At 69.7% G+C, this 17,480-nt stretch carries 17 protein-coding genes, 1 tRNA gene and 1 pseudogene; 11 read left to right on the forward strand and 8 right to left on the reverse strand.

Going from position 1 to position 17,480, the window contains the following annotated elements:
* Positions 1-26: 26 nt before the first annotated feature.
* Positions 27-1,343, reverse strand: a complete 1,317-nt coding sequence (locus tag AB0I51_RS29395; RefSeq protein ID WP_362980205.1) for a histidine kinase — start codon at positions 1,341-1,343, stop codon at positions 27-29.
* Positions 1,344-1,537: 194 nt separating this feature from the next.
* Here AB0I51_RS29395 and AB0I51_RS29400 point away from each other — a divergent pair.
* The 6 genes from AB0I51_RS29400 to AB0I51_RS29425 all read left to right on the forward strand — a co-directional run bounded on the left by AB0I51_RS29400 (position 1,538) and on the right by AB0I51_RS29425 (position 6,197).
* Positions 1,538-1,609, forward strand: a tRNA-Gln gene (locus tag AB0I51_RS29400).
* Between the two features lie 132 nt (positions 1,610-1,741).
* Positions 1,742-3,187 (forward strand): bifunctional UDP-N-acetylglucosamine diphosphorylase/glucosamine-1-phosphate N-acetyltransferase GlmU, encoded by a 1,446-nt coding sequence (glmU, locus tag AB0I51_RS29405; RefSeq protein ID WP_362980207.1) that lies wholly within the window; start codon positions 1,742-1,744, stop codon positions 3,185-3,187.
* A gap of 77 nt (positions 3,188-3,264) precedes the next feature.
* Positions 3,265-4,245 (forward strand): ribose-phosphate diphosphokinase, encoded by a 981-nt coding sequence (locus AB0I51_RS29410; protein WP_362980209.1) that lies wholly within the window; start codon positions 3,265-3,267, stop codon positions 4,243-4,245.
* Positions 4,246-4,429: 184 nt separating this feature from the next.
* Positions 4,430-5,014: a 50S ribosomal protein L25/general stress protein Ctc gene (locus AB0I51_RS29415; RefSeq protein ID WP_359607299.1), complete on the forward strand. Its 585-nt coding sequence runs from the start codon at positions 4,430-4,432 to the stop codon at positions 5,012-5,014.
* A gap of 70 nt (positions 5,015-5,084) precedes the next feature.
* Positions 5,085-5,687 carry an aminoacyl-tRNA hydrolase gene (gene pth, locus AB0I51_RS29420; protein WP_362980211.1) on the forward strand — a complete coding sequence of 201 codons (603 nt, stop codon included), beginning with the start codon at positions 5,085-5,087 and terminating at the stop codon, positions 5,685-5,687.
* Positions 5,688-5,750: 63 nt separating this feature from the next.
* Positions 5,751-6,197 (forward strand): hypothetical protein, encoded by a 447-nt coding sequence (locus AB0I51_RS29425; protein WP_362980213.1) that lies wholly within the window; start codon positions 5,751-5,753, stop codon positions 6,195-6,197.
* Between the two features lie 73 nt (positions 6,198-6,270).
* Here the strand turns inward: AB0I51_RS29425 and ppc are convergent, their stop codons facing one another.
* The gene (gene ppc, locus AB0I51_RS29430) at positions 6,271-9,003 is read right to left on the reverse strand and encodes a phosphoenolpyruvate carboxylase (RefSeq protein ID WP_362980215.1); all 2,733 of its coding nucleotides are present in this window, start codon (positions 9,001-9,003) and stop codon (positions 6,271-6,273) included.
* Between the two features lie 303 nt (positions 9,004-9,306).
* On the opposite strand from ppc, the gene AB0I51_RS29435 reads away from it, so the two are divergent.
* Together AB0I51_RS29435 and AB0I51_RS29440 are read left to right on the forward strand one after the other, a co-directional pair.
* The gene (locus AB0I51_RS29435) at positions 9,307-10,323 is read left to right on the forward strand and encodes an acyl-CoA desaturase (protein ID WP_362980217.1); all 1,017 of its coding nucleotides are present in this window, start codon (positions 9,307-9,309) and stop codon (positions 10,321-10,323) included.
* Complete coding sequence (locus AB0I51_RS29440) at positions 10,320-10,997, forward strand: TetR/AcrR family transcriptional regulator (protein WP_362980219.1); 678 nt, start codon at positions 10,320-10,322, stop codon at positions 10,995-10,997. Before AB0I51_RS29435 ends, AB0I51_RS29440 begins: the two co-directional genes overlap by 4 nt.
* Before the next feature lie 58 nt (positions 10,998-11,055).
* Here AB0I51_RS29440 and AB0I51_RS29445 read toward each other — a convergent pair whose 3' ends face one another.
* From AB0I51_RS29445 to AB0I51_RS29455, 3 genes are all read right to left on the reverse strand, one after another.
* A complete protein-coding gene (locus AB0I51_RS29445; protein ID WP_362980221.1) occupies positions 11,056-11,229 on the reverse strand; it encodes a CsbD family protein in 174 nt (57 codons plus the stop codon).
* A 73-nt stretch (positions 11,230-11,302) separates the two neighbouring features.
* Positions 11,303-11,665 (reverse strand): VOC family protein, encoded by a 363-nt coding sequence (locus AB0I51_RS29450; RefSeq protein ID WP_362980223.1) that lies wholly within the window; start codon positions 11,663-11,665, stop codon positions 11,303-11,305.
* Positions 11,666-11,668: 3 nt separating this feature from the next.
* Positions 11,669-12,475, reverse strand: a complete 807-nt coding sequence (locus AB0I51_RS29455; protein ID WP_362980225.1) for a trans-aconitate 2-methyltransferase — start codon at positions 12,473-12,475, stop codon at positions 11,669-11,671.
* Positions 12,476-12,579: 104 nt separating this feature from the next.
* Between AB0I51_RS29455 and tamR the strand changes: the two genes are divergently transcribed.
* Positions 12,580-13,077, forward strand: a complete 498-nt coding sequence (gene tamR / locus AB0I51_RS29460) for a MarR family transcriptional regulator TamR (protein WP_362980227.1) — start codon at positions 12,580-12,582, stop codon at positions 13,075-13,077.
* Here the strand turns inward: tamR and AB0I51_RS29465 are convergent.
* Complete coding sequence (locus AB0I51_RS29465; RefSeq protein WP_019066623.1) at positions 13,036-13,803, reverse strand: response regulator transcription factor; 768 nt, start codon at positions 13,801-13,803, stop codon at positions 13,036-13,038. The genes tamR and AB0I51_RS29465 overlap by 42 nt on opposite strands.
* Before the next feature lie 261 nt (positions 13,804-14,064).
* On the opposite strand from AB0I51_RS29465, the gene AB0I51_RS29470 reads away from it, so the two are divergent.
* A complete protein-coding gene (locus AB0I51_RS29470) occupies positions 14,065-14,520 on the forward strand; it encodes an N-acetyltransferase (protein WP_362980229.1) in 456 nt (151 codons plus the stop codon).
* A 53-nt stretch (positions 14,521-14,573) separates the two neighbouring features.
* A pseudogene (locus AB0I51_RS29475) lies at positions 14,574-15,042 on the forward strand (GNAT family N-acetyltransferase).
* An 11-nt stretch (positions 15,043-15,053) separates the two neighbouring features.
* Here the strand turns inward: AB0I51_RS29475 and AB0I51_RS29480 are convergent.
* Complete coding sequence (locus tag AB0I51_RS29480; RefSeq protein ID WP_362980380.1) at positions 15,054-16,184, reverse strand: aminoglycoside phosphotransferase family protein; 1,131 nt, start codon at positions 16,182-16,184, stop codon at positions 15,054-15,056.
* Between the two features lie 135 nt (positions 16,185-16,319).
* Positions 16,320-17,462: a galactokinase gene (gene galK, locus AB0I51_RS29485; protein ID WP_362980231.1), complete on the reverse strand. Its 1,143-nt coding sequence runs from the start codon at positions 17,460-17,462 to the stop codon at positions 16,320-16,322.
* Positions 17,463-17,480: the final 18 nt, after the last annotated feature.

Here is a 17,480-nt window from a genome sequence, read left to right on the forward strand (position 1 = left end):
CCACCAAGGACCGGCGACCACACACCTCAAACCGCCGGAATTACCGCCGAAACCCGAAATCCACCCGCATCCGTGGGCCCCGAAACAAACACCCCGCCCAACGCCAGAACCCGCTCCCGCATGCCGACCAGCCCGTTGCCCCCGGACGGCAGCCGGGCCGCCGAGGCGGACGCGAGCTCGGGCGGCGGTTCGTTCTCGACCTGCATCGCGATCTCCGACACCCGGTGCGCGAGCCGTACGTGCGTCTTCGCTCCGGCCGCGTGCTTGTGGACGTTCGTCAACGCCTCCTGCACCACCCGGTAGGCGGTCTGCTCGATCTCCGCCGCGTACGACCGGGTCTCGCCCTCCACTGACAGATCGACGGCCATCCCCGCGGCGGCGGACTGCCCGAGCAGCTCGTCCACGTCCGAGAGACACGGCCCGTCGCCCCCGCCCTCGTCGTCCACGACCCGCGAGGCCGCAACGGCGGCGGCCACCCCCACCGCGACCAGCGGCACGGCGGCCCGCTCCCGCGCACCCGTCCCGTCCCCGCTCCGCAGCACCCCGAGCATCTCCCGCAACTCGGTCAGCGCCTGCCGCCCCATGTCCCCCACAAGGGCCGCGTTCTTGACGGCCTTCTCCGGATCCTTCCGCGCGACCGCCTGCAAGGCAGCCGCATGCACCACCATCAGGCTCACCCGGTGCGCCACGACGTCGTGCATCTCCCGCGCGATCCGGGTCCGCTCCTCGCCCCGCGCCCACTCGGCCCGCTCCTCGGCCCGCTCCGCAAGGAGCTGCAACTCCCGCTCCAGGCTGTCGGCCCGCTCCCGGAGACTCTCCATCAGACGGCGCCGGGCCCCGACGTAGAGCCCGAGCAGCACGGGCGGCGCGGTCATCCCGACCGCGGTGGTGATCGAGGCGAACGGGACGAACCAGTCCCCGAGTTCCCAGCTCCCGCGCTGGGTGTCCTGCCGTACTCGCACGAACATGACGATCAGCATGCCGAGGAAGGACATCCCGGCCAGCGACCCGATGATCCTGCGCGGCAGTTCGGAGGCGGCGAGGGTGTAGAGGCCGACGATGCCCATCAGGTAGCCCATCTGGGCCGGAGTGATAGCAATGGACACCAGTACGACGGCGATGGGCCACTTCCGCCGCACGACCAACGTCGACCCGGCCAGCACGCCGAAGACGACGCCCACGGCCGCCGGGACCCCCGCGTCGTGCGCGAACCGGATCCCCTCCGCCCCGCACTCCGCCGCGGAGCCGACGGCGAGCCCCGCATCGAGAACCGCGCTACGCCACCTGGTCCACCACCACGGCCCTCCCCGGGCCCTGGCGTGCTCTTCCCCCGTCGTGGTCATGCCTCCAGCCTACGGGCGGCGGGCCCCGCTTTTCCGTCGAGTTTCGACGAGTTGCCTACACCACTGCGCGTAATCGAACAATGACGAAACCGATCACCGCGGAGAAGTGCCGTCGCACGGAGGGCATCCGGTACGGCATAGTGTTGGTTGCCCACTCGGCGACCAGGATAAATGTCCGGTTCAAACGAGTTTGATCCCCCGTGGTGTAATTGGCAGCACCGTGGCTTTTGGTGCCATTTGTCCGGGTTCGAGTCCTGGCGGGGGAGCAACAGCCTCTTCCAGCAACCCACTTCAGGCCCTGACAGCACTGTCAGGGCCTACTCCCATGTCCCCCATGAAACGCCCCGGTATCCTGCGAATGTCCACCCCCCAGCATTCCGAAGCCGAAGGGCATACCCGTGAGCGCCATTCGCCCGGCAGCCGTCGTCGTCCTCGCAGCGGGTGAGGGCACCCGTATGAAGTCGGCCACACCGAAGGTCCTGCACCAGATCTGTGGCCGCACCCTCGTCGGTCATGTACTGGCCGCCGCCCGCGAGTTGGAGCCGGAGAACCTGGTGGTCGTCGTGGGGCACGCCCGCGAGAAGGTGACCGCCCACCTCGGCGAGACCGACCCCGGAGTGCGGACCGCGGTCCAGGCCGAGCAGAACGGCACCGGGCACGCCGTACGGATGGCGCTGGAGGAACTCGGAAGCGTCGACGGGACCGTCGTCGTCGTCTGCGGCGACACCCCCCTGCTCCGCGGCGCGACCCTGCGCGAACTCACCGCGAACCACATCGCCGACGGCAACGCCGTGACCGTGCTCACCGCCGAGGTCCCGGACGCCACCGGCTACGGCCGGATCGTGCGCGACGGCGCCTCCGGTGCCGTGACCGCGATCGTCGAGCACAAGGACGCCTCCGAGTCGCAGCGGGCGATCCGCGAGATCAACTCCGGAGTCTTCGCGTTCGACGGTCAGTTGCTCGCGGACGCGCTGGGGAAGGTGCGGACGGACAACAGCCAGGGCGAGGAGTACCTCACCGACGTCCTCGGCATCCTGCGCGAGGCCGGGCACCGGGTCGGCGCCTCCGTCGCGGGCGACCACCGCGAGATCGCCGGCATCAACAACCGCGTGCAGCTCTCCGAGGCGCGCCGCATCCTCAACGACCGGCTGCTGACCGAGGCCATGCTCGGCGGGGTCACCGTCGTCGACCCGGCGACGACCTGGATCGACGTCGAGGTCACCTTCGACCAGGACGCGATCGTCCACCCCGGCACCCAGCTGCACGGCACCACGCACATCGGCGAGGGCGCCGAGGTCGGCCCCAACAGCCGGCTGACGGACACCGTCGTCGAGGCCGGCGCCCGCGTCGACAACACCGTCTCCGTCAGCTCGCACATCGGCCCGGGGGCGAGCGTCGGGCCGTACGCCTATCTCCGTCCGGGCACCCGGCTGGGCACGAAGGGCAAGATCGGGACATACGTCGAGACGAAGAACGCGACGATCGGGGAGGGGACGAAGATCCCGCACCTCTCCTATGTCGGGGACGCGACGATCGGCGACTACAGCAACATCGGTGCCGCCAGCGTCTTCGTCAACTACGACGGACAGGCGAAACATCACACCACCGTCGGGTCGCACTGCCGTACAGGGTCGGACAATATGTTTGTGGCACCTGTCACGGTCGGGGACGGCGCATACACCGCCGCCGGCTCCGTGATCACGAAGGACGTACCGCCCGGTTCGCTGGCCGTGGCCCGTGGCCAGCAGCGGAATATCGAGGGCTGGGTGGCCCGCAAGCGTCCGGGAAGCGCGGCGGCGAAGGCCGCGGAAACCGCTTCCCGCCAGGACGCGAACGAAGACTGACCGGAAACGGGTGCGTTCAGGACGGCGTACCGTGATAAACGCACACCCAGTTGAATGACCTCTGAGGAGACAGTGCTGTGACCGGGATCAAGACGACCGGCGAGAAGAAGATGATGTTCTTCTCCGGCCGCGCCCACCCCGAGCTTGCCAAGGAGGTCGCCCACCAGCTGGGTGTCGGGGTCGTCCCGACCAAGGCCTTCGACTTCGCGAACGGCGAGATCTACGTCCGCTTCGAGGAGTCGGTGCGCGGCGCGGACTGCTTCGTGATCCAGAGCCACACGGCCCCGATCAACCAGTGGGTCATGGAGCAGTTGATCATGATCGACGCGCTGAAGCGCGCGTCGGCCCGCTCGATCACCGTGATCGTGCCCTTCTACGGCTACGCCCGGCAGGACAAGAAGCACCGCGGCCGTGAGCCGATCTCGGCCCGGCTGGTGGCGGACCTGATGAAGACGGCGGGTGCGCACCGCATCCTCACCGTCGACCTGCACACCGACCAGATCCAGGGCTTCTTCGACGGCCCCGTGGATCACCTGTTCGCCCTCCCGCTCCTCGCGGACTACGTGGGCAACAAGGTCGACCGCGACAAGCTGACCGTCGTCTCCCCGGACGCCGGCCGTGTGCGCGTCGCCGACCGCTGGTGCGACCGTCTCGGCGCGCCCCTGGCGATCGTGCACAAGCGGCGCGACAAGGACGTGGCGAACCAGGTGACGGTCCACGAGGTCGTCGGCGAGGTCAAGGGCCGCGTCTGTGTCCTGGTCGACGACATGATCGACACCGGCGGCACGATCTGCGCCGCCGCCGACGCCCTGTTCGCGCACGGCGCCGAGGACGTCATCGTGACGGCCACCCACGGCGTCCTCTCCGGCCCCGCCGCGGACCGCCTGAAGAACTCCCGCGTCAGCGAGTTCGTCCTCACCGACACCCTCCCAACCCCGGGCGAACTCGGCGCCGACCTCGACAAGATCACGGTCCTGTCGATCGCCCCGACCATCGCCAGCGCGGTCCGTGAGGTCTTCGAGGACGGCTCGGTGACGAGCCTCTTCGACGAGCACTGACCCCCACGCTCGTAGATCGATTTCTGCTACGGCCTCCCCGCCGAGTAAGCTGCCCAAGTTGCTCGGCGAGGGAGGCCGTACCGGTATCCAGGTACGGCGGTCCGTTATCGACGCGCTCTTCGTAGCAGGCCGATGTTCGGCCGGGTGACCGCCCCCACCCCCGACTTTTCTACGAGGAGTGACCATGGCCGACGTCAAGCTCACCGCCGAGACCCGCACCGAGTTCGGCAAGGGTGCCGCCCGCCGTATCCGCCGTGACAAGAAGGTTCCCGCCGTGGTCTACGGCCACGGTGTGGACCCGCTGCACGTCACGCTGCCGGGCCACGAGCTGCAGCTCGCCCTGCGTACCCCGAACGTCCTGCTGACCCTGGACATCGAGGGCAAGACCCAGCTCGCCATCCCGAAGGCCGTTCAGCGCGACGCCATCAAGGGCTTCCTGGAGCACGTCGACCTGCTCACCGTGAAGAGCGGCGAGAAGGTCACCGTCGAGGTCTACGTGCACACCGAGGGCGAGCTCGCCCCGGGCTCCTTCCTCCTCGAGCACGTGCTGAGCACGATCACCGTCGAGGCGGAGGCCACGCACATCCCCGAGTCGGTCACCGTGTCCATCGCGGGCCTGGAGGCCGGTGCCTCCATCGCCGCCAAGGACATCCCGCTGCCCAAGGGCACCACGCTGGCCATCGACGAGGACGCGGTCGTCCTCCAGGTGCTGGCCGCCCAGGCGGAAGAGGCGCCCGCCGACGGCGAGGCCGAGGCCACCGAGGCCTGATCCTCACCTTCACCACTGCTGTCAGCCGCTGTTCCCACCGGGAGCAGCGGCTGGCGCGTATCAAGGAGACATGGACGTGACGACCGACGCCAATGCCCCCTGGCTGATCGTGGGACTCGGCAACCCCGGCCCCGAGTACGCGAACAACCGGCACAACGTGGGCTTCATGGTGGCCGACCTGCTCGCAGAGCGGATCGGCGGCAAGTTCAAGCGGGCCGGGAAGGCGCAGGCGCAGGTCCTGGAGGGCCGCATCGGCGCGCCGGGTCCGGCGAGCCGCCGGGTCGTGCTGGTGAAGCCGATGTCGTACATGAACCTGTCGGGCGGCCCGGTCAACGCGCTCCGCGACTTCTACAAGGTGCCGCTCGCGAACATCGTCGCGGTCCACGACGAACTGGACATCGACTACGGCGCACTCCGGCTCAAGCTCGGCGGCGGGGACAACGGCCACAACGGGCTGAAGTCGATGACGAAGGCGATGGGCCCCGACTACCACCGGGTGCGGTTCGGGATCGGGCGCCCACCGGGCCGGATGCAGGTGGCGGACTTCGTACTGAAGGACTTCTCCTCGACGGAGCGCAAGGAGCTGGACTTCCTGGTCGACCGCGCCACCGACTCGGTGGAGTGTCTGGTGAGCGAGGGCCTGGAGCGGGCGCAGAGCGCGTACAACTCCTGACTTGACCGATTTGCCGGTCCTCCGAGTTGACCGCGTGTGCAGGTATGGCCAATGATCCCCGCCATGAACTTCGGACGGCTCGCGGCGATGGGCACGGTCGCCCTGCTGATCCTGATCGCCGGAGTGTGGGGCTCCTGGCCCACCGCGCACAACGTGATGCTGACCAAGGGCCGCGAAAGCGGCACCGTCGAGGTCACGGCGTGCGGCGACGACATCTGCACCGGGCCGTACACACCGGTCTCCGAAGGGTCGAAGGCCCGCGCCAAGGTCGTCATCGAGCACACGGTCGCGGTGAAGAAGGGCCAGACGTACGCGGTGGTCGTGAAGCCCGGCACCGACGAGGTGATGCGCTCCGGCCCCGCCGGCATCCTCTACGCCTGGGTACCCCTCGCCGGTGCCCTCCTGCTGGCCTCGGTGGTGGTCGCCGGCGGCCTGCGCCTGACCCGGGCCGCGTGGGTACTGGCCGGGTCGGGGATCGCGTTGCTGACGGCGGCGTTCGTCGCCCTCTGAACGCCGTAGAACGCGAGGGTGCCCCCGAGCCTCCACGACGGCTCGGGGGCACCCTCTTTGTATTGCGTCCCGCTCAGCCCGTGTTGCGCAGGCCCGCCGCCACACCGTTGACGGTGAGGAGCAGGGCGCGGCTCAGCAGCGGGTCGGGTTCCGCGCCTGCGGCTGCCTCGTCGCGCTGGCGCTTGAGGAGGGTGACCTGGAGGTAGGAGATCGGGTCGAGGTAGGCGTCCCGGATGGTGAAGGTCTGCTTCAACACCGGGGTGGCGTCCAGCAGTTCGGCCTCACCGGTGACGCGGAGCACCTCGGCGACGGTCAGCTCGTGCTCGGCCCTGATCGTGTCGAAGACGTGCTTCAACTCGTCCGGGACGAGGGTGTCGACGTAGTGCTGGGCGATCCGCAGGTCCGTCTTGGCGAGAGTCATCTCGACGTTGGAGATGAAGTTGCGGAAGAAGTGCCACTGCTCGTGCATCTCGTCGAGGACGGTGTCGAGACCGGCTTCGCGCAGCGCCTTCAGCCCCGATCCCACACCGAACCAGCCGGGCACGATCTGCCGGGACTGGGTCCAGCCGAACACCCACGGGATCGCGCGCAGTCCGTCGAGCGAGACGCCCGAGCCGGGGCGGCGGGAGGGCCGCGAGCCCAGGTGCAGATCGGCGAGCTGGTCCACCGGCGTGGAGGCGAGGAAGTACGTCGGAAGGTCCGGGTCCTCGACCAGCCTGCGGTAGGCGGCGTGGGCAGAGTCGCTGACCACGTCCATGGCCGCGTCCCAGCGGGCCAGCGCCTCGTCGGACTGGCGGGGTGACGTGTGCAGGGCGGAGGCCTGGAGGGTGGCGGCGACCGTCAGTTCCAGGTTCTCGCGGGCCAGCGACGGCACCAGGTACTTGTCGGAGATGACCTCGCCCTGCTCGGTCACCTTGATCTCGCCCTCCAGGGTGCCCCAGGGCTGGGCGAGGATCGCGTCGTGCGAGGGGCCGCCACCGCGGCCGACGGTTCCGCCGCGACCGTGGAAGAGCCGCAGGCGTACGCCGTAGCGGTGGGCGACGTCACGCAGGCGCCGCTGCGCCCGGTGGATCTCCCACTGACTGGTCGTGATCCCACCGAACTTCGACGAGTCCGAGTAGCCCAGCATGACCTCCTGGACATCGCCCCGCAGCGCGACCAGGCGCCGGTAGGACGGGTCGGAGAGCATGTCCTCCAGGATCGTGTCGGCGGCCTTGAGCTCGTCGGTGGTCTCCAGGAGCGGCACGATGCCGATCTTCGCCCACCCGGCGTGCAGGTCGATCAGCCCGGCCTCGCGGGCGAGGACGGCGGCGGCGAACACGTCGTCGGCGCCCTGGCACATCGAGATGATGTACGACTCGATGACCTCGGGCCCGAAGACGGCGAGGGCCCGCTTGACGGTCTCGAACACCCCGAGGGTCTTCTCGCCGGCCGCGTCGACGGGTGCGGGCGTCGGAGCCAGCGGCCGCCTGGACCGCAGCTCCTTCGCGAGCAGCTTGGCGCGGTACTCGCGGGGCATGTCGGAGTAGCGCCAGGACTCCTCGCCGAGCCGGTCGAAGAGCTGGCCCAGCGCGTGGTGGTGGGCGTCCGCGTGCTCCCGTACGTCCATGGTGGCGAGCTGGAGGCCGAACGCGCCGAGCGTGCGGATCGTACGGTCCATGCGGCCGTCGGCGAAGAGGCCGCCGCGGTGGGCGCGCAGGGAGGTCTGGATCAGGGTGAGGTCGTGCAGCAGCTCGGCGGTGCCGAGGTAGTCGCGGCCGGGCTGGTGCGGGGTGCCCTTCGCGAGGCGGCTCTTGGTGTTCTCCAGCTTCTGCCGGATGCAGGTGGCCTTGAGCCGGTAGGGCTCCTCGGCGTTGAGCCGCTTGTAGCGGGGGCTGATCTCGGGCAGCAGCTCCAGGTCGGCCTGGAGGGATTCCAGCAGCTCGTCCGTCGCGCCCGTGTAGCGGATGGAGTTGGAGAGGAAGCCGCGCAGCTCGTCGATCGTCTCCAGGGCGTCGTTGATGCCGTGCTCGTGCTGGAGGATCAGGATGTCCCAGGTGACCTGGGGCGTGACGTTCGGGTTGCCGTCCCGGTCGCCGCCGATCCAGGTGCCGAAGGTGAGCGGGCGGGTGTCGTCGGGCAGCTTGACGCCGACGCGCTCCAGCTCGGCGGTGAGGTCCTCGAGGACGTCACCGACCGCGCCCGCGTGCAGCTCGTCCAGGTAGTAGATGGCGTTGCGGGCCTCGTCGGCGGGCTCCGGCCGTACGACCCGCAGCTCGTCCGTCTGCCACACCAGGTCGATGTTCTCGGCCAGCCGGGTGTCGTAGCGGCGGCGGTCGGAGGCGATGACCGGGGTCTCCAGGAGCGTGGCGATGCGCCGGAGCTTGTTGAGGACCGACCGGCGCGCGGCCTCGGTGGGGTGCGCGGTGAAGACCGGGCGGACGTTGAGGTTCCTGACCGTCTCGCGCAGGTGGTCGGGGTCGGCGTCCTTGAGGCGGTCGGCCGTGCGGGCGAGGAGACCGCCCTCGGCGGCCCGGCGGGCGCGCAGCTCACGGCCGCGGTGCACCTGCTCGGTGACGTTGGCCAGGTGGAAGTAGGTGGAGAAGGCGCGGACCAGCTTGGCGGCGGTCTCCAGCTCGGTGCCGCGCAGCAGCTCGGCGGCGGCCTCGCCGTCCTCCCGGGTGAGGCGGCGGACCTTCTCGACCAGTTCGAGCAGTTCGGGGCCCTCCTGGCGGACGAGGGTCTCGCCGAGCAGGTCGCCGAGGCGCCGGATGTCGGCGCGCAGCTCGTTGTTGGTCGTGGTGGCCTGGTCGTCGGCACTGCTCACAGGTGCGGCTCCTTGCAGTGTTTGAAGCTCGTCTGGAGGGAACCCGGACGCCGGTCCCGCGGCGGCTGTCGCATAGGGGACGGACATCCGGGAAGAAAACAGAGCGGACCGCGCTGTCCGACCGACACCAAGGATAGGTGTCCACTCTGACGCGCGGTCTCACGGGCTTCGTCCACCCGTCGACGCACTGCCATACTTACGTTGCCGTAGGTTACGGAACCGTAGGGAAGTCATGCTGAACTCATACTCGGCTCCCGCCGTCCGACGCTCCGCCTCCACCTCCGAACCCCACAGGGGACGCCCATGACCACGAGCTCCGATGTGATCGACGACGCCCCGCGGGCGAACGACGACGGCACTCCGCTCCCCGCCGCCACGCTGGGCGGCGAGAAGAAGGGATCGCTGGAACAGGTCACTCTTCTCCTCTTCATCACCGTCCCGTTCCTGGCCCTGCTCGCGGCGGTGCCGCTGGCCTGGAGCTGGGGCGGGGTGAGCTGGCTGGACCTCGGTCTGCTGGTGTTCTTCTACTACCTGGGCTGCCACGGAGTGACGATCGGCTACCACCGCTACTTCACCCACGGCTCCTTCAAGGCGAAGCGCCCGCTGCGGATCGCGATCGCGATCGCCGGGTCGATGGCGGTCGAGGGCCCGCTGGTGCGCTGGGTGGCCGACCACCGCAAGCACCACAAGTTCTCCGACGCGGAGGGCGACCCGCATTCGCCGTGGCGCTACGGCGAGACCGTGCCGGCGCTGATCAAGGGCCTGTGGTGGGCGCACATCGCGTGGATGTTCGACGAGGAGCGCACCCCGCAGGACAAGTACGCGCCCGACCTGATCAAGGACCGCACGATCCGGGCGATCTCCCGCCAGTTCATCTTCTGGACGATGCTGTCGCTCGCGCTGCCCCCGCTGATCGGCGGCCTCGCGACGATGTCCTGGTGGGGCGCGTTCACGGCGTTCTTCTGGGGTTCGCTCGTCCGGGTGGCGCTGCTGCACCACGTCACGTGGTCGATCAACTCGATCTGCCACGCGGTCGGCAAGCGCCCCTTCAAGTCCCGGGACCGCTCGGGCAACGTGTGGTGGCTGGCGATCCTGTCCTGCGGCGAGTCCTGGCACAACCTGCACCACGCCGACCCGACCTCGGCGCGCCACGGTGTGATGCGTGGCCAGCTCGACTCCTCGGCGCGGATCATCCGCTGGTGCGAGCAGCTCGGCTGGGCCCATGACGTGCGCTGGCCGTCACGCTCGCGTATCGATTCGCGCCGTATCTCCGGTCCGGAAAGCTCTCGGCCCCGGAAGGAGTCGGCGGAGGCGGCATGATTGACGCCGTGTCGACCGATCCCAGCAGCACCCCAGGCAACGAGAAGCCCCGGCGCGCGCGCCGCACCCGGATGACGGGAGCCGAACGCCGGGCCCAGCTGCTGGAAGTCGGTCGCACGCTCTTCGCGGCGAAGGGTTTCGAGGCCACGTCGGTGGAGGAGATCGCGGCGAAGGCCGGAGTCTCCAAGCCGGTGGTGTACGAGCACTTCGGCGGCAAGGAGGGCCTGTACGCGGTGGTGGTGGACCGCGAGATGCGCCGCCTGCTGGACATGGTGACCAGCTCCCTGACCGCCGGCCATCCCCGCGAGCTCTGCGAACAGGCGGCCTTCGCCCTCCTCGACTACATCGAGGAGTACACGGACGGCTTCCGCATCCTGGTCCGCGACTCCCCCATCCCCCAGTCGACGGGTTCCTTCGCGTCCCTGATCTCGGACATCGCGACGCAGGTCGAGGACATCCTGGGCCGCGAGTTCAAGAGCCGCGGCTTCGACGCCAAACTCGCCCCCCTCTACGCCCAGGCCCTCGTCGGCATGGTCGCCCTGACCGGCCAGTGGTGGCTGGACGTCCGCCGCCCGAAGAAGGCGGAGGTGGCGGCCCATCTGGTGAACCTGGCCTGGCACGGGCTGGACGGGCTGGAGGCGAAGCCTCGGCTGATAGGCCACAGAAAGAGCTGAGCACGGTGAGGGGCCCCTGCCGTCCGGCAGGGGCCCCTCACCGTTTCTGGCGTCGGCGTCAGCGCTTGAAGGCGTCCTTCGCCTTCTCCTTGGCCTGCCGCGCGTCCCCCTTGGACTTCTCGGCCTGCCCCTTCGCCTTCATGGTCTCGTTGCCGACGGCGCGGCCCACGGTCTCCTTGGTCTTGCCCTTGACCTGTTCCTTCTTGGCCTTGGCCTTCTCGTCCTTTGCCACGGTTCATCACTCCCGGTCGGATCGGAACTCGGTCACAACGCGGGTAGCCGCGATCGCGGCGGACAAACGCCGTTCAGCCTTCCGGTTCCAGGAACTCCAGCCGGTTCCCCACCGGATCCTCCGAGTAGAAGCGCCGGTGTCCCGGCAGATCCCCGTCCCAGACGACCTTCGCCCCGCGGGCCGCCAACCGGCCCGCGTACGCCTCGAGGTCGACGACCCGGAGCCCGGGGTGGGCCTTGGCCGACGGGCGGAAGTCGGCCTCGATCCCCAGGTGGAGCTGGACCGCCCCCGCCCCGAACCAGCACCCGCCCCGCGCCGCCAACACGGGCGGCTTCGGAATCTCGGTCATGCCGAGGACACCGACGTAGTAGGCGCGCAGCGCGTCCTCCGAACCCTCCGGGGCCGCCAGCTGCACATGATCCACAGCCGCGAGCACCGCTCACACCCCCTTGCGGGCCACCGCGAAGAGCCGCCGGAACGGGAGCACCGTGCCGTACTCCGCCGTCGGGTACGCCTCGCGGAGCAGGTCGCGGTACTCGGTGACGAACGCGTCCCGCGCCTCCGGGTCGTCGGCGAGGGCGGTGAGGGCCGGGCGCAGGCCGGTGCCCTTGACCCAGTCGAGGACAGGGTCGGGGCCGGGCAGGATGTGCTGGTACGTCGTCTGCCAGACGTCCGCCGCGCAGCCGAGGCGGGCCAGGCGGTCGAGGTAGACGCCGGGTGCGTGCACCGAGTCCTCGTGCCGGAGGACCTCACCGAGACGGCTCTTCCAGCGGGCGGTTGCGGCGAGTTCGCGCATCAGGGCGTGCAGGGGCGCGTCGATGTTGTCCGGCACCTGGAAGGCGAAGGTGCCGCCGGGTGTGAGCGCGGAGACCCAGTCGCCGAAGCGGTCCAGGTGGCCCGGTACCCACTGCAGCGCCGCGTTCGACACGATCAGGTCGTACGGCTCGGTGGGCGTCCAGGTCGTGGCGTCCGCGTGGGCGAAGTCCAGCCGGCCGCCACCGGGGGTGGGGCCGGCGTAGGGCTCGGTCTTCGCGAGCATCTCGGGCGAGTTGTCGTAGCCGGTGATGTGCGCGGTGGGCCAGCGCTCGGCGAGGACGGTGGTCACGTTGCCGGGGCCGCAGCCGAGGTCGGCGATGCGGGGCGGGGTGCCGGGGACGTCGGTGACGCGGGCGAGGAGGTCGGTGAACGGGCGGGCGCGGTGATCGGCGTGCCGCAGGTACTGGGCGGGGTCCCAAGTCGTCGTCATGTCTTCCACTCTCCCCGCCCAGTTATCTCGATGTCAAGAGACTTTGAATCGAGTTAGTTGATATCAAGAGACTTCATGTCGACACAACCATTACACTGATCGTCATGGAGGACGAGGTCGATCGGCTTGTCGCAGCGTGGCGCCGGGAGCGCCCGGACCTCGACGTGGAGCCACTTGAGGTGCTCAGCCGGGTGAGCAGGCTGGCCCGGCACCTGGACCGGGCCCGCCGGCTGGCCTTCGCCGAGCACAGCCTGGAACCCTGGGAGTTCGACGTGCTGACGGCGCTGAGGCGCGCGGGCAGCCCCTACCAGCTCTCCCCCGGCCAGCTGCTGACGCAGACCCTGGTCACGTCCGGCACGATGACGAACCGTATCGACCGCCTGGCGAAGAAGGGCCTGGTCGAACGGCTTCCCGACCCCAGCGACCGCCGGGGCGTACTGGTCCGGCTCACCGAGGAGGGCCAGGACCGCGCGGATCAGGCCCTGGCCGGACTGCTGGCGCAGGAGCGCGCGATCCTCGCGGAACTCTCCCGCGCCCAGCGGAGCGAACTGGCCGGACTGCTACGCCAGTTGACCGCCCCGTTCGACAACATCCCCGGCTAGGTCGACGGGTCCGACCCCGGCACGCCTCGCCAGAGCCACCGCAGCGAGGGTCGAATGGACCCCCAACTTGCCGAGCACGTTTTGCATATGCGTCCGGACTGTGTGCGGGGAAAGGAACAACCGCTCGGCAACGGCCTTGCGCCCCAGCCCGGCCACCATGCAGCGCAGCACCTCGCGCTCCCGCGGAGTCAGCGACTCCACCAGGCGCTCGCTCTCGGTGCGGTGCTTGCGCGCGGCCGTCAACTCGCGCAGGACCCCGGTGAGCAGGGCCGGCGGCAGATGCGTCTCGTCGCGCAGGACACCTCGGATGACGGTTAAAAGCCTGGACAGCGAGCAGTCCTTGGCGACCCAGCCGGAGGCTCCGGCCTGCAGGGCCAGCGCGGCCCGGCGCGGATCGTCCTTCTCCGCCAGTACGACCATCCGAACGCTCGGCTGGGCGGAACGGACCCCGGCGACCAGGGAGATCCCGTCCACCAGCCCGTCCTCGTTGCCCGCCTGCACGGGCACGGCGGGCCGGATGCCCTGCACATTGCCGCCCAGGTCGGCGTCCACCAGCAGGACGTCGAATCTGCGGCCCTCTGCGTTCGCGCGCTCCATGCTGCGCAGCGCGGCGGGACCACTGCCGGCCGCGGACACGTCGACATCGGGCTCGGCCGCCAGTGCCGCGGCGAGCGACTCGGCGAAGATGCGATGGTCGTCGACGACCAGGACTCGGATGCGAACCACGAAACCCCCTTCCCCAGGCTCCTGGTGGAGCAGGGGATACCTCATCGTCGGGAGACGAAGAGTTGGTTGCGGGTACGACGCCCGGGAGCGGCCGAAGCCGCACGGCCGCCGCCGTGCAGAGACTGCTACCCCCACATCGGGCGTCGTACCCGACTTGTCTCGCCCCCTGATCAGCACCGGCCCCCACCGGCGCTGTTCACAGGGTACGGCCGGGGCGCAGCAGCGGAAGCTAATTTGCAGAACTGACTGTCCGGCCCGTTTATGGTGAGCCGCATGTTTCGTATTGAGACGGAAGTCGACAGGGAGCGACGCGATCTGCTCCGCGCCCGGCTGCTCGAAACCAACACGGCCGCGTCCCCGGTACTGCGGGCCCTGCGCGGAACCCCTCGCGAACGTGAAGTTCCGCTTCACGTCTGGGCTTTGGACACCACGGGCGCCCTCGCGGCCGGAGCGGTCTGCCACACCTGGGCGGACTGGCTCCACGTGACGTATCTGTGGGTGGACGGCCGACACCGGGGGGCGGGACTGGGCTCCCGGGTGCTCGCGGAGGCGGAGCGCATCGCCCACGAGGAGCGTGCCTGTGCGGCGGCCCGACTGGAGACGTGGGACTTCCAGGCACCGGACTTCTACAAGAAGCAGGGCTATGAGGTGGTGTGCGTGATCCCGGACTATCCGCCGGGGGTTACGGAGTACACGCTCACGAAGCGGCTGGGGTGAGCCGAGGAGTTCAGGGGTTGACGTGGGTGGTCGGCTTCGGGCGACCGCGAGTCATGACTCGCGCCCTGTCGACGCCGCCCGTCATCGCCTCGGGCCTGCTCGGTGGCTCCCCTCAACCCGTACTCCCCGTCGCCGGGGGCCTGTTGCTGCGTCCCTGGGAGAACCGGGACGCACCGGCATTCCTGTCCGCCTATCGCGACCGTGAGATCCGCCGGTGGCACACGCCGGATGGCGGTGCGCGGTCTGGACTTCGACGACGGCACAGCCGGAGCGGCCTACTGGGTCCTTCCGACCGCCCGCGGCGCGGGTGTCGCTTCACGCGGCCTTGCCGCGCTCAGTAGCTGGGCCCTGGACGAAATCGGCTTCCACCGGCTGGAGTTGGACCACTCCACCCGCAACCACGCCTCGTGCAGGGTCGCCACCAAGTCCGGCTACCTGTTGGAAGGCACCAAGCGCAGCGCGGCCCTTCATGACGACGGCCACCACGACATGCATCTGCACGCCCGCGTCCAAGGAGACTGAGCGGAGTGTCTTCAGCGAGCCAGCCCGGCTTCGACGGGATTTGTGTGGTCGCGGACATCGTTTCCTGGGCCAGCCGGTCCGTCCGGGCCTGATTCCTGCCAGCGGTATAGGACGTCGCGCACCTTGGCTTCGCTGGGAAGATCCCGCAGGCCAAGAGGCTTCGCGCCGACTTGGAGTGCGTGCCGTACGGCCGACTCTGCGGCATGCAGGAGTTCGTCCGGCGTGCGTTCCCGCTGCGGAGCTTGCCGTAGCGATCGCGCGGCTCTTATGACATCGGGGAAGACCGACTGGGCCCGCTCGAAGGCGAGGTAGTGCGGCAGGTCTCTGTCCATGCCTTTGGTCGCGGCCGGCACGGTCGACTCCATGGCTTCGGCCCATGCCGTGATCACAGTTTCCTGCTGGAGCTCCGGGTAGCGCATGCGGATCAGGTGGGTGGCAAGGTCGTACAGGGGGTCGCCGTATGTCGCGAGCTCCCAGTCGACGGCGATCATGCGGGGATCGCCGTCGGCCGTCAGGACGACGTTGTCGCGGTGCAGGTCTCCGTGCAGCAGGCCGTAGGGACGGCGGGTCATGGCCGGTACGTTCGCGGCCATTCGGGACAGCACGTCTTCCGGCACGCCCAACGCGGTGAACAGGCCCCCGTGCGCTGACCAGTTGGGCCGGCGGATCTGACGGTCGGCCAAGCGTGTCAGGGTGCGAAGGGAGCCCTGGCTTTCCTGGTCGTCGCCGGGCCAGCAGTCGGGCAGTTCCGGCAACGCCTCCCGGCGTACCTGGGTTGTCCGGGCAAGGAGTTGGGCCAGGTCCGCAATGTGCAAGTGGTCCACAGGGTGACCGTTCGGGCAGACACGGGACAGCGGGACGCCCTCGACGTAGCTGAGCACGGTCGCCGTCGCGGTACTGGCCAGGCACCGCGGTACGTGGGGCAGCACGCCTCTGAGCGAGCGCAGGAGCTGCGCCTCGGGCCAGGTCCTGATCACTACCAGGACTGCGTCCGGCCGCGGAACGCGCACGAGTACACGGGTGCCCGGGTGCCCGGCTTGCTTCCGCCGAGCCGGGCCATGTCTTCCGTGAGAGGCAGCACGTAGTTGTGGTTGTGGTGTCCGCCGCGGGCAGTGCCGGACTCCTGGGCCAGTCGCACGAATTCGTCGCCGGCGTCGACCGCGTCGGACACATCACTCCTGGGATACGTCTGAAGCAGGGGGTGCTTCCGCAGACCGCTCAACTTGGGAGGCAACCAAAGCGAAGCGTAGTGCGGATTCCAGGCCCAGGTCCCCGGATCACCCCACCCGCCGAGCCCCCGCCGAAGGCACCGCCGGAAACACCCGAGGCGCGGTATAGCCGGCGCCCGCGAACGCCTCCTCCACCGCCTTCGTGACCGTGTCCGTGTCCGTGGCCTCGACCAGGACGATCGCCGAGCCGCCGAAGCCGCCGCCCGTCATGCGGGCGCCGAGGGCGCCGGCGCCGACCGCCGTGTCGACCACGAGGTCCAACTCGGGGCAGGAGATGCGGAGATCGTCGCGGAGGGAGGCGTGGCCCTCGGTGAGGACCGGGCCGATCGCCCGGACCTCGCCCGCGTCGAGCAGTGCGATCACCTGGTCGACCCGGTGGTCGTCGGAGACCACGTGCCGGACGTAGCGGCGGATGCGTTCGTCGGACAGGCGGGCCAGGGACGACTCCAGGTCGTCGTACGCCACGTCCCGCAGGAAGGGGACGCCGAGCTGGCGGGCGCCCTCCTCGCAGCCCTCGCGGCGTTCCGCGTACTCTCCGTCGCCCAGGGCGTGCTTCACACGGCTGTCGACGACCAGGAGGGACAGGCCCTCCGACGCCAGGTCGAAGGGGATCTGCCGGATCGACAGGTCGCGGCAGTCGAGGTGGAGCGCGTGGCCCTCCTCGGCGCAGGCCGAGGCCGTCTGGTCCATGATGCCGCAGGGGACGCCGACGAAGTCGTTCTCCGCGCGCTGCGAGAAACGCGCCAACTCCGGGCCCGTCAGGCCGAGTTCGAACAGGTCGTTCAGGGCCAGGGCCGTGACGACCTCCAACGCCGCCGACGAGGACAGGCCCGCGCCCGTCGGGACCGTGGACGACAAGTGGATGTCCGCGCCGGTGACTTGATGGCCCGCCTCGCGCAACACCCAGACCACGCCCGCCGGGTACGCGGCCCAGCTCGTGTTCGTGCGCGGGGCCAGTTCGTCCACGTGCAGTTCCACCACCGGGCCCTCGATGTCCGCCGAGTGGAGGCGCAGGATGCCGTCCGTACGGCGCGACACCGCCGCCACCGCCGTGTGCGGCAGGGCGAGCGGCATCACGAAGCCCTCGTTGAAGTCGGTGTACTCGCCGATCAGGTTGACCCGGCCCGGCGCGGCCCAGACGCCCTCGGGAGCGGTGCCGTACAGCTCCTCGAAGCCCTCAAGTACACCCACGTGTGATCCCCTAGCCCT

It is taken from the genome of Streptomyces sp. NPDC050549 (genome assembly GCF_040655035.1).
Lineage (GTDB): Bacteria > Actinomycetota > Actinomycetes > Streptomycetales > Streptomycetaceae > Streptomyces.

What these genes read in the sequence shown, in the direction of transcription:
- AB0I51_RS29395 (WP_362980205.1), bottom strand. Translation starts at nt 1,343, where the DNA reads ATGACCACGACGGGGGAAGAGCACGCCAGGGCCCGGGGAGGGCCGTGG.
- AB0I51_RS29415 (WP_359607299.1), top strand. Translation starts at nt 4,430, where the DNA reads ATGGCCGACGTCAAGCTCACCGCCGAGACCCGCACCGAGTTCGGCAAG.
- pth (WP_362980211.1), top strand. Translation starts at nt 5,085, where the DNA reads ATGGACGTGACGACCGACGCCAATGCCCCCTGGCTGATCGTGGGACTC.
- AB0I51_RS29425 (WP_362980213.1), top strand. Translation starts at nt 5,751, where the DNA reads ATGAACTTCGGACGGCTCGCGGCGATGGGCACGGTCGCCCTGCTGATC.
- AB0I51_RS29435 (WP_362980217.1), top strand. Translation starts at nt 9,307, where the DNA reads ATGACCACGAGCTCCGATGTGATCGACGACGCCCCGCGGGCGAACGAC.
- AB0I51_RS29440 (WP_362980219.1), top strand. Translation starts at nt 10,320, where the DNA reads ATGATTGACGCCGTGTCGACCGATCCCAGCAGCACCCCAGGCAACGAG.
- AB0I51_RS29455 (WP_362980225.1), bottom strand. Translation starts at nt 12,475, where the DNA reads ATGACGACGACTTGGGACCCCGCCCAGTACCTGCGGCACGCCGATCAC.
- tamR (WP_362980227.1), top strand. Translation starts at nt 12,580, where the DNA reads ATGGAGGACGAGGTCGATCGGCTTGTCGCAGCGTGGCGCCGGGAGCGC.
- AB0I51_RS29470 (WP_362980229.1), top strand. Translation starts at nt 14,065, where the DNA reads ATGGTGAGCCGCATGTTTCGTATTGAGACGGAAGTCGACAGGGAGCGA.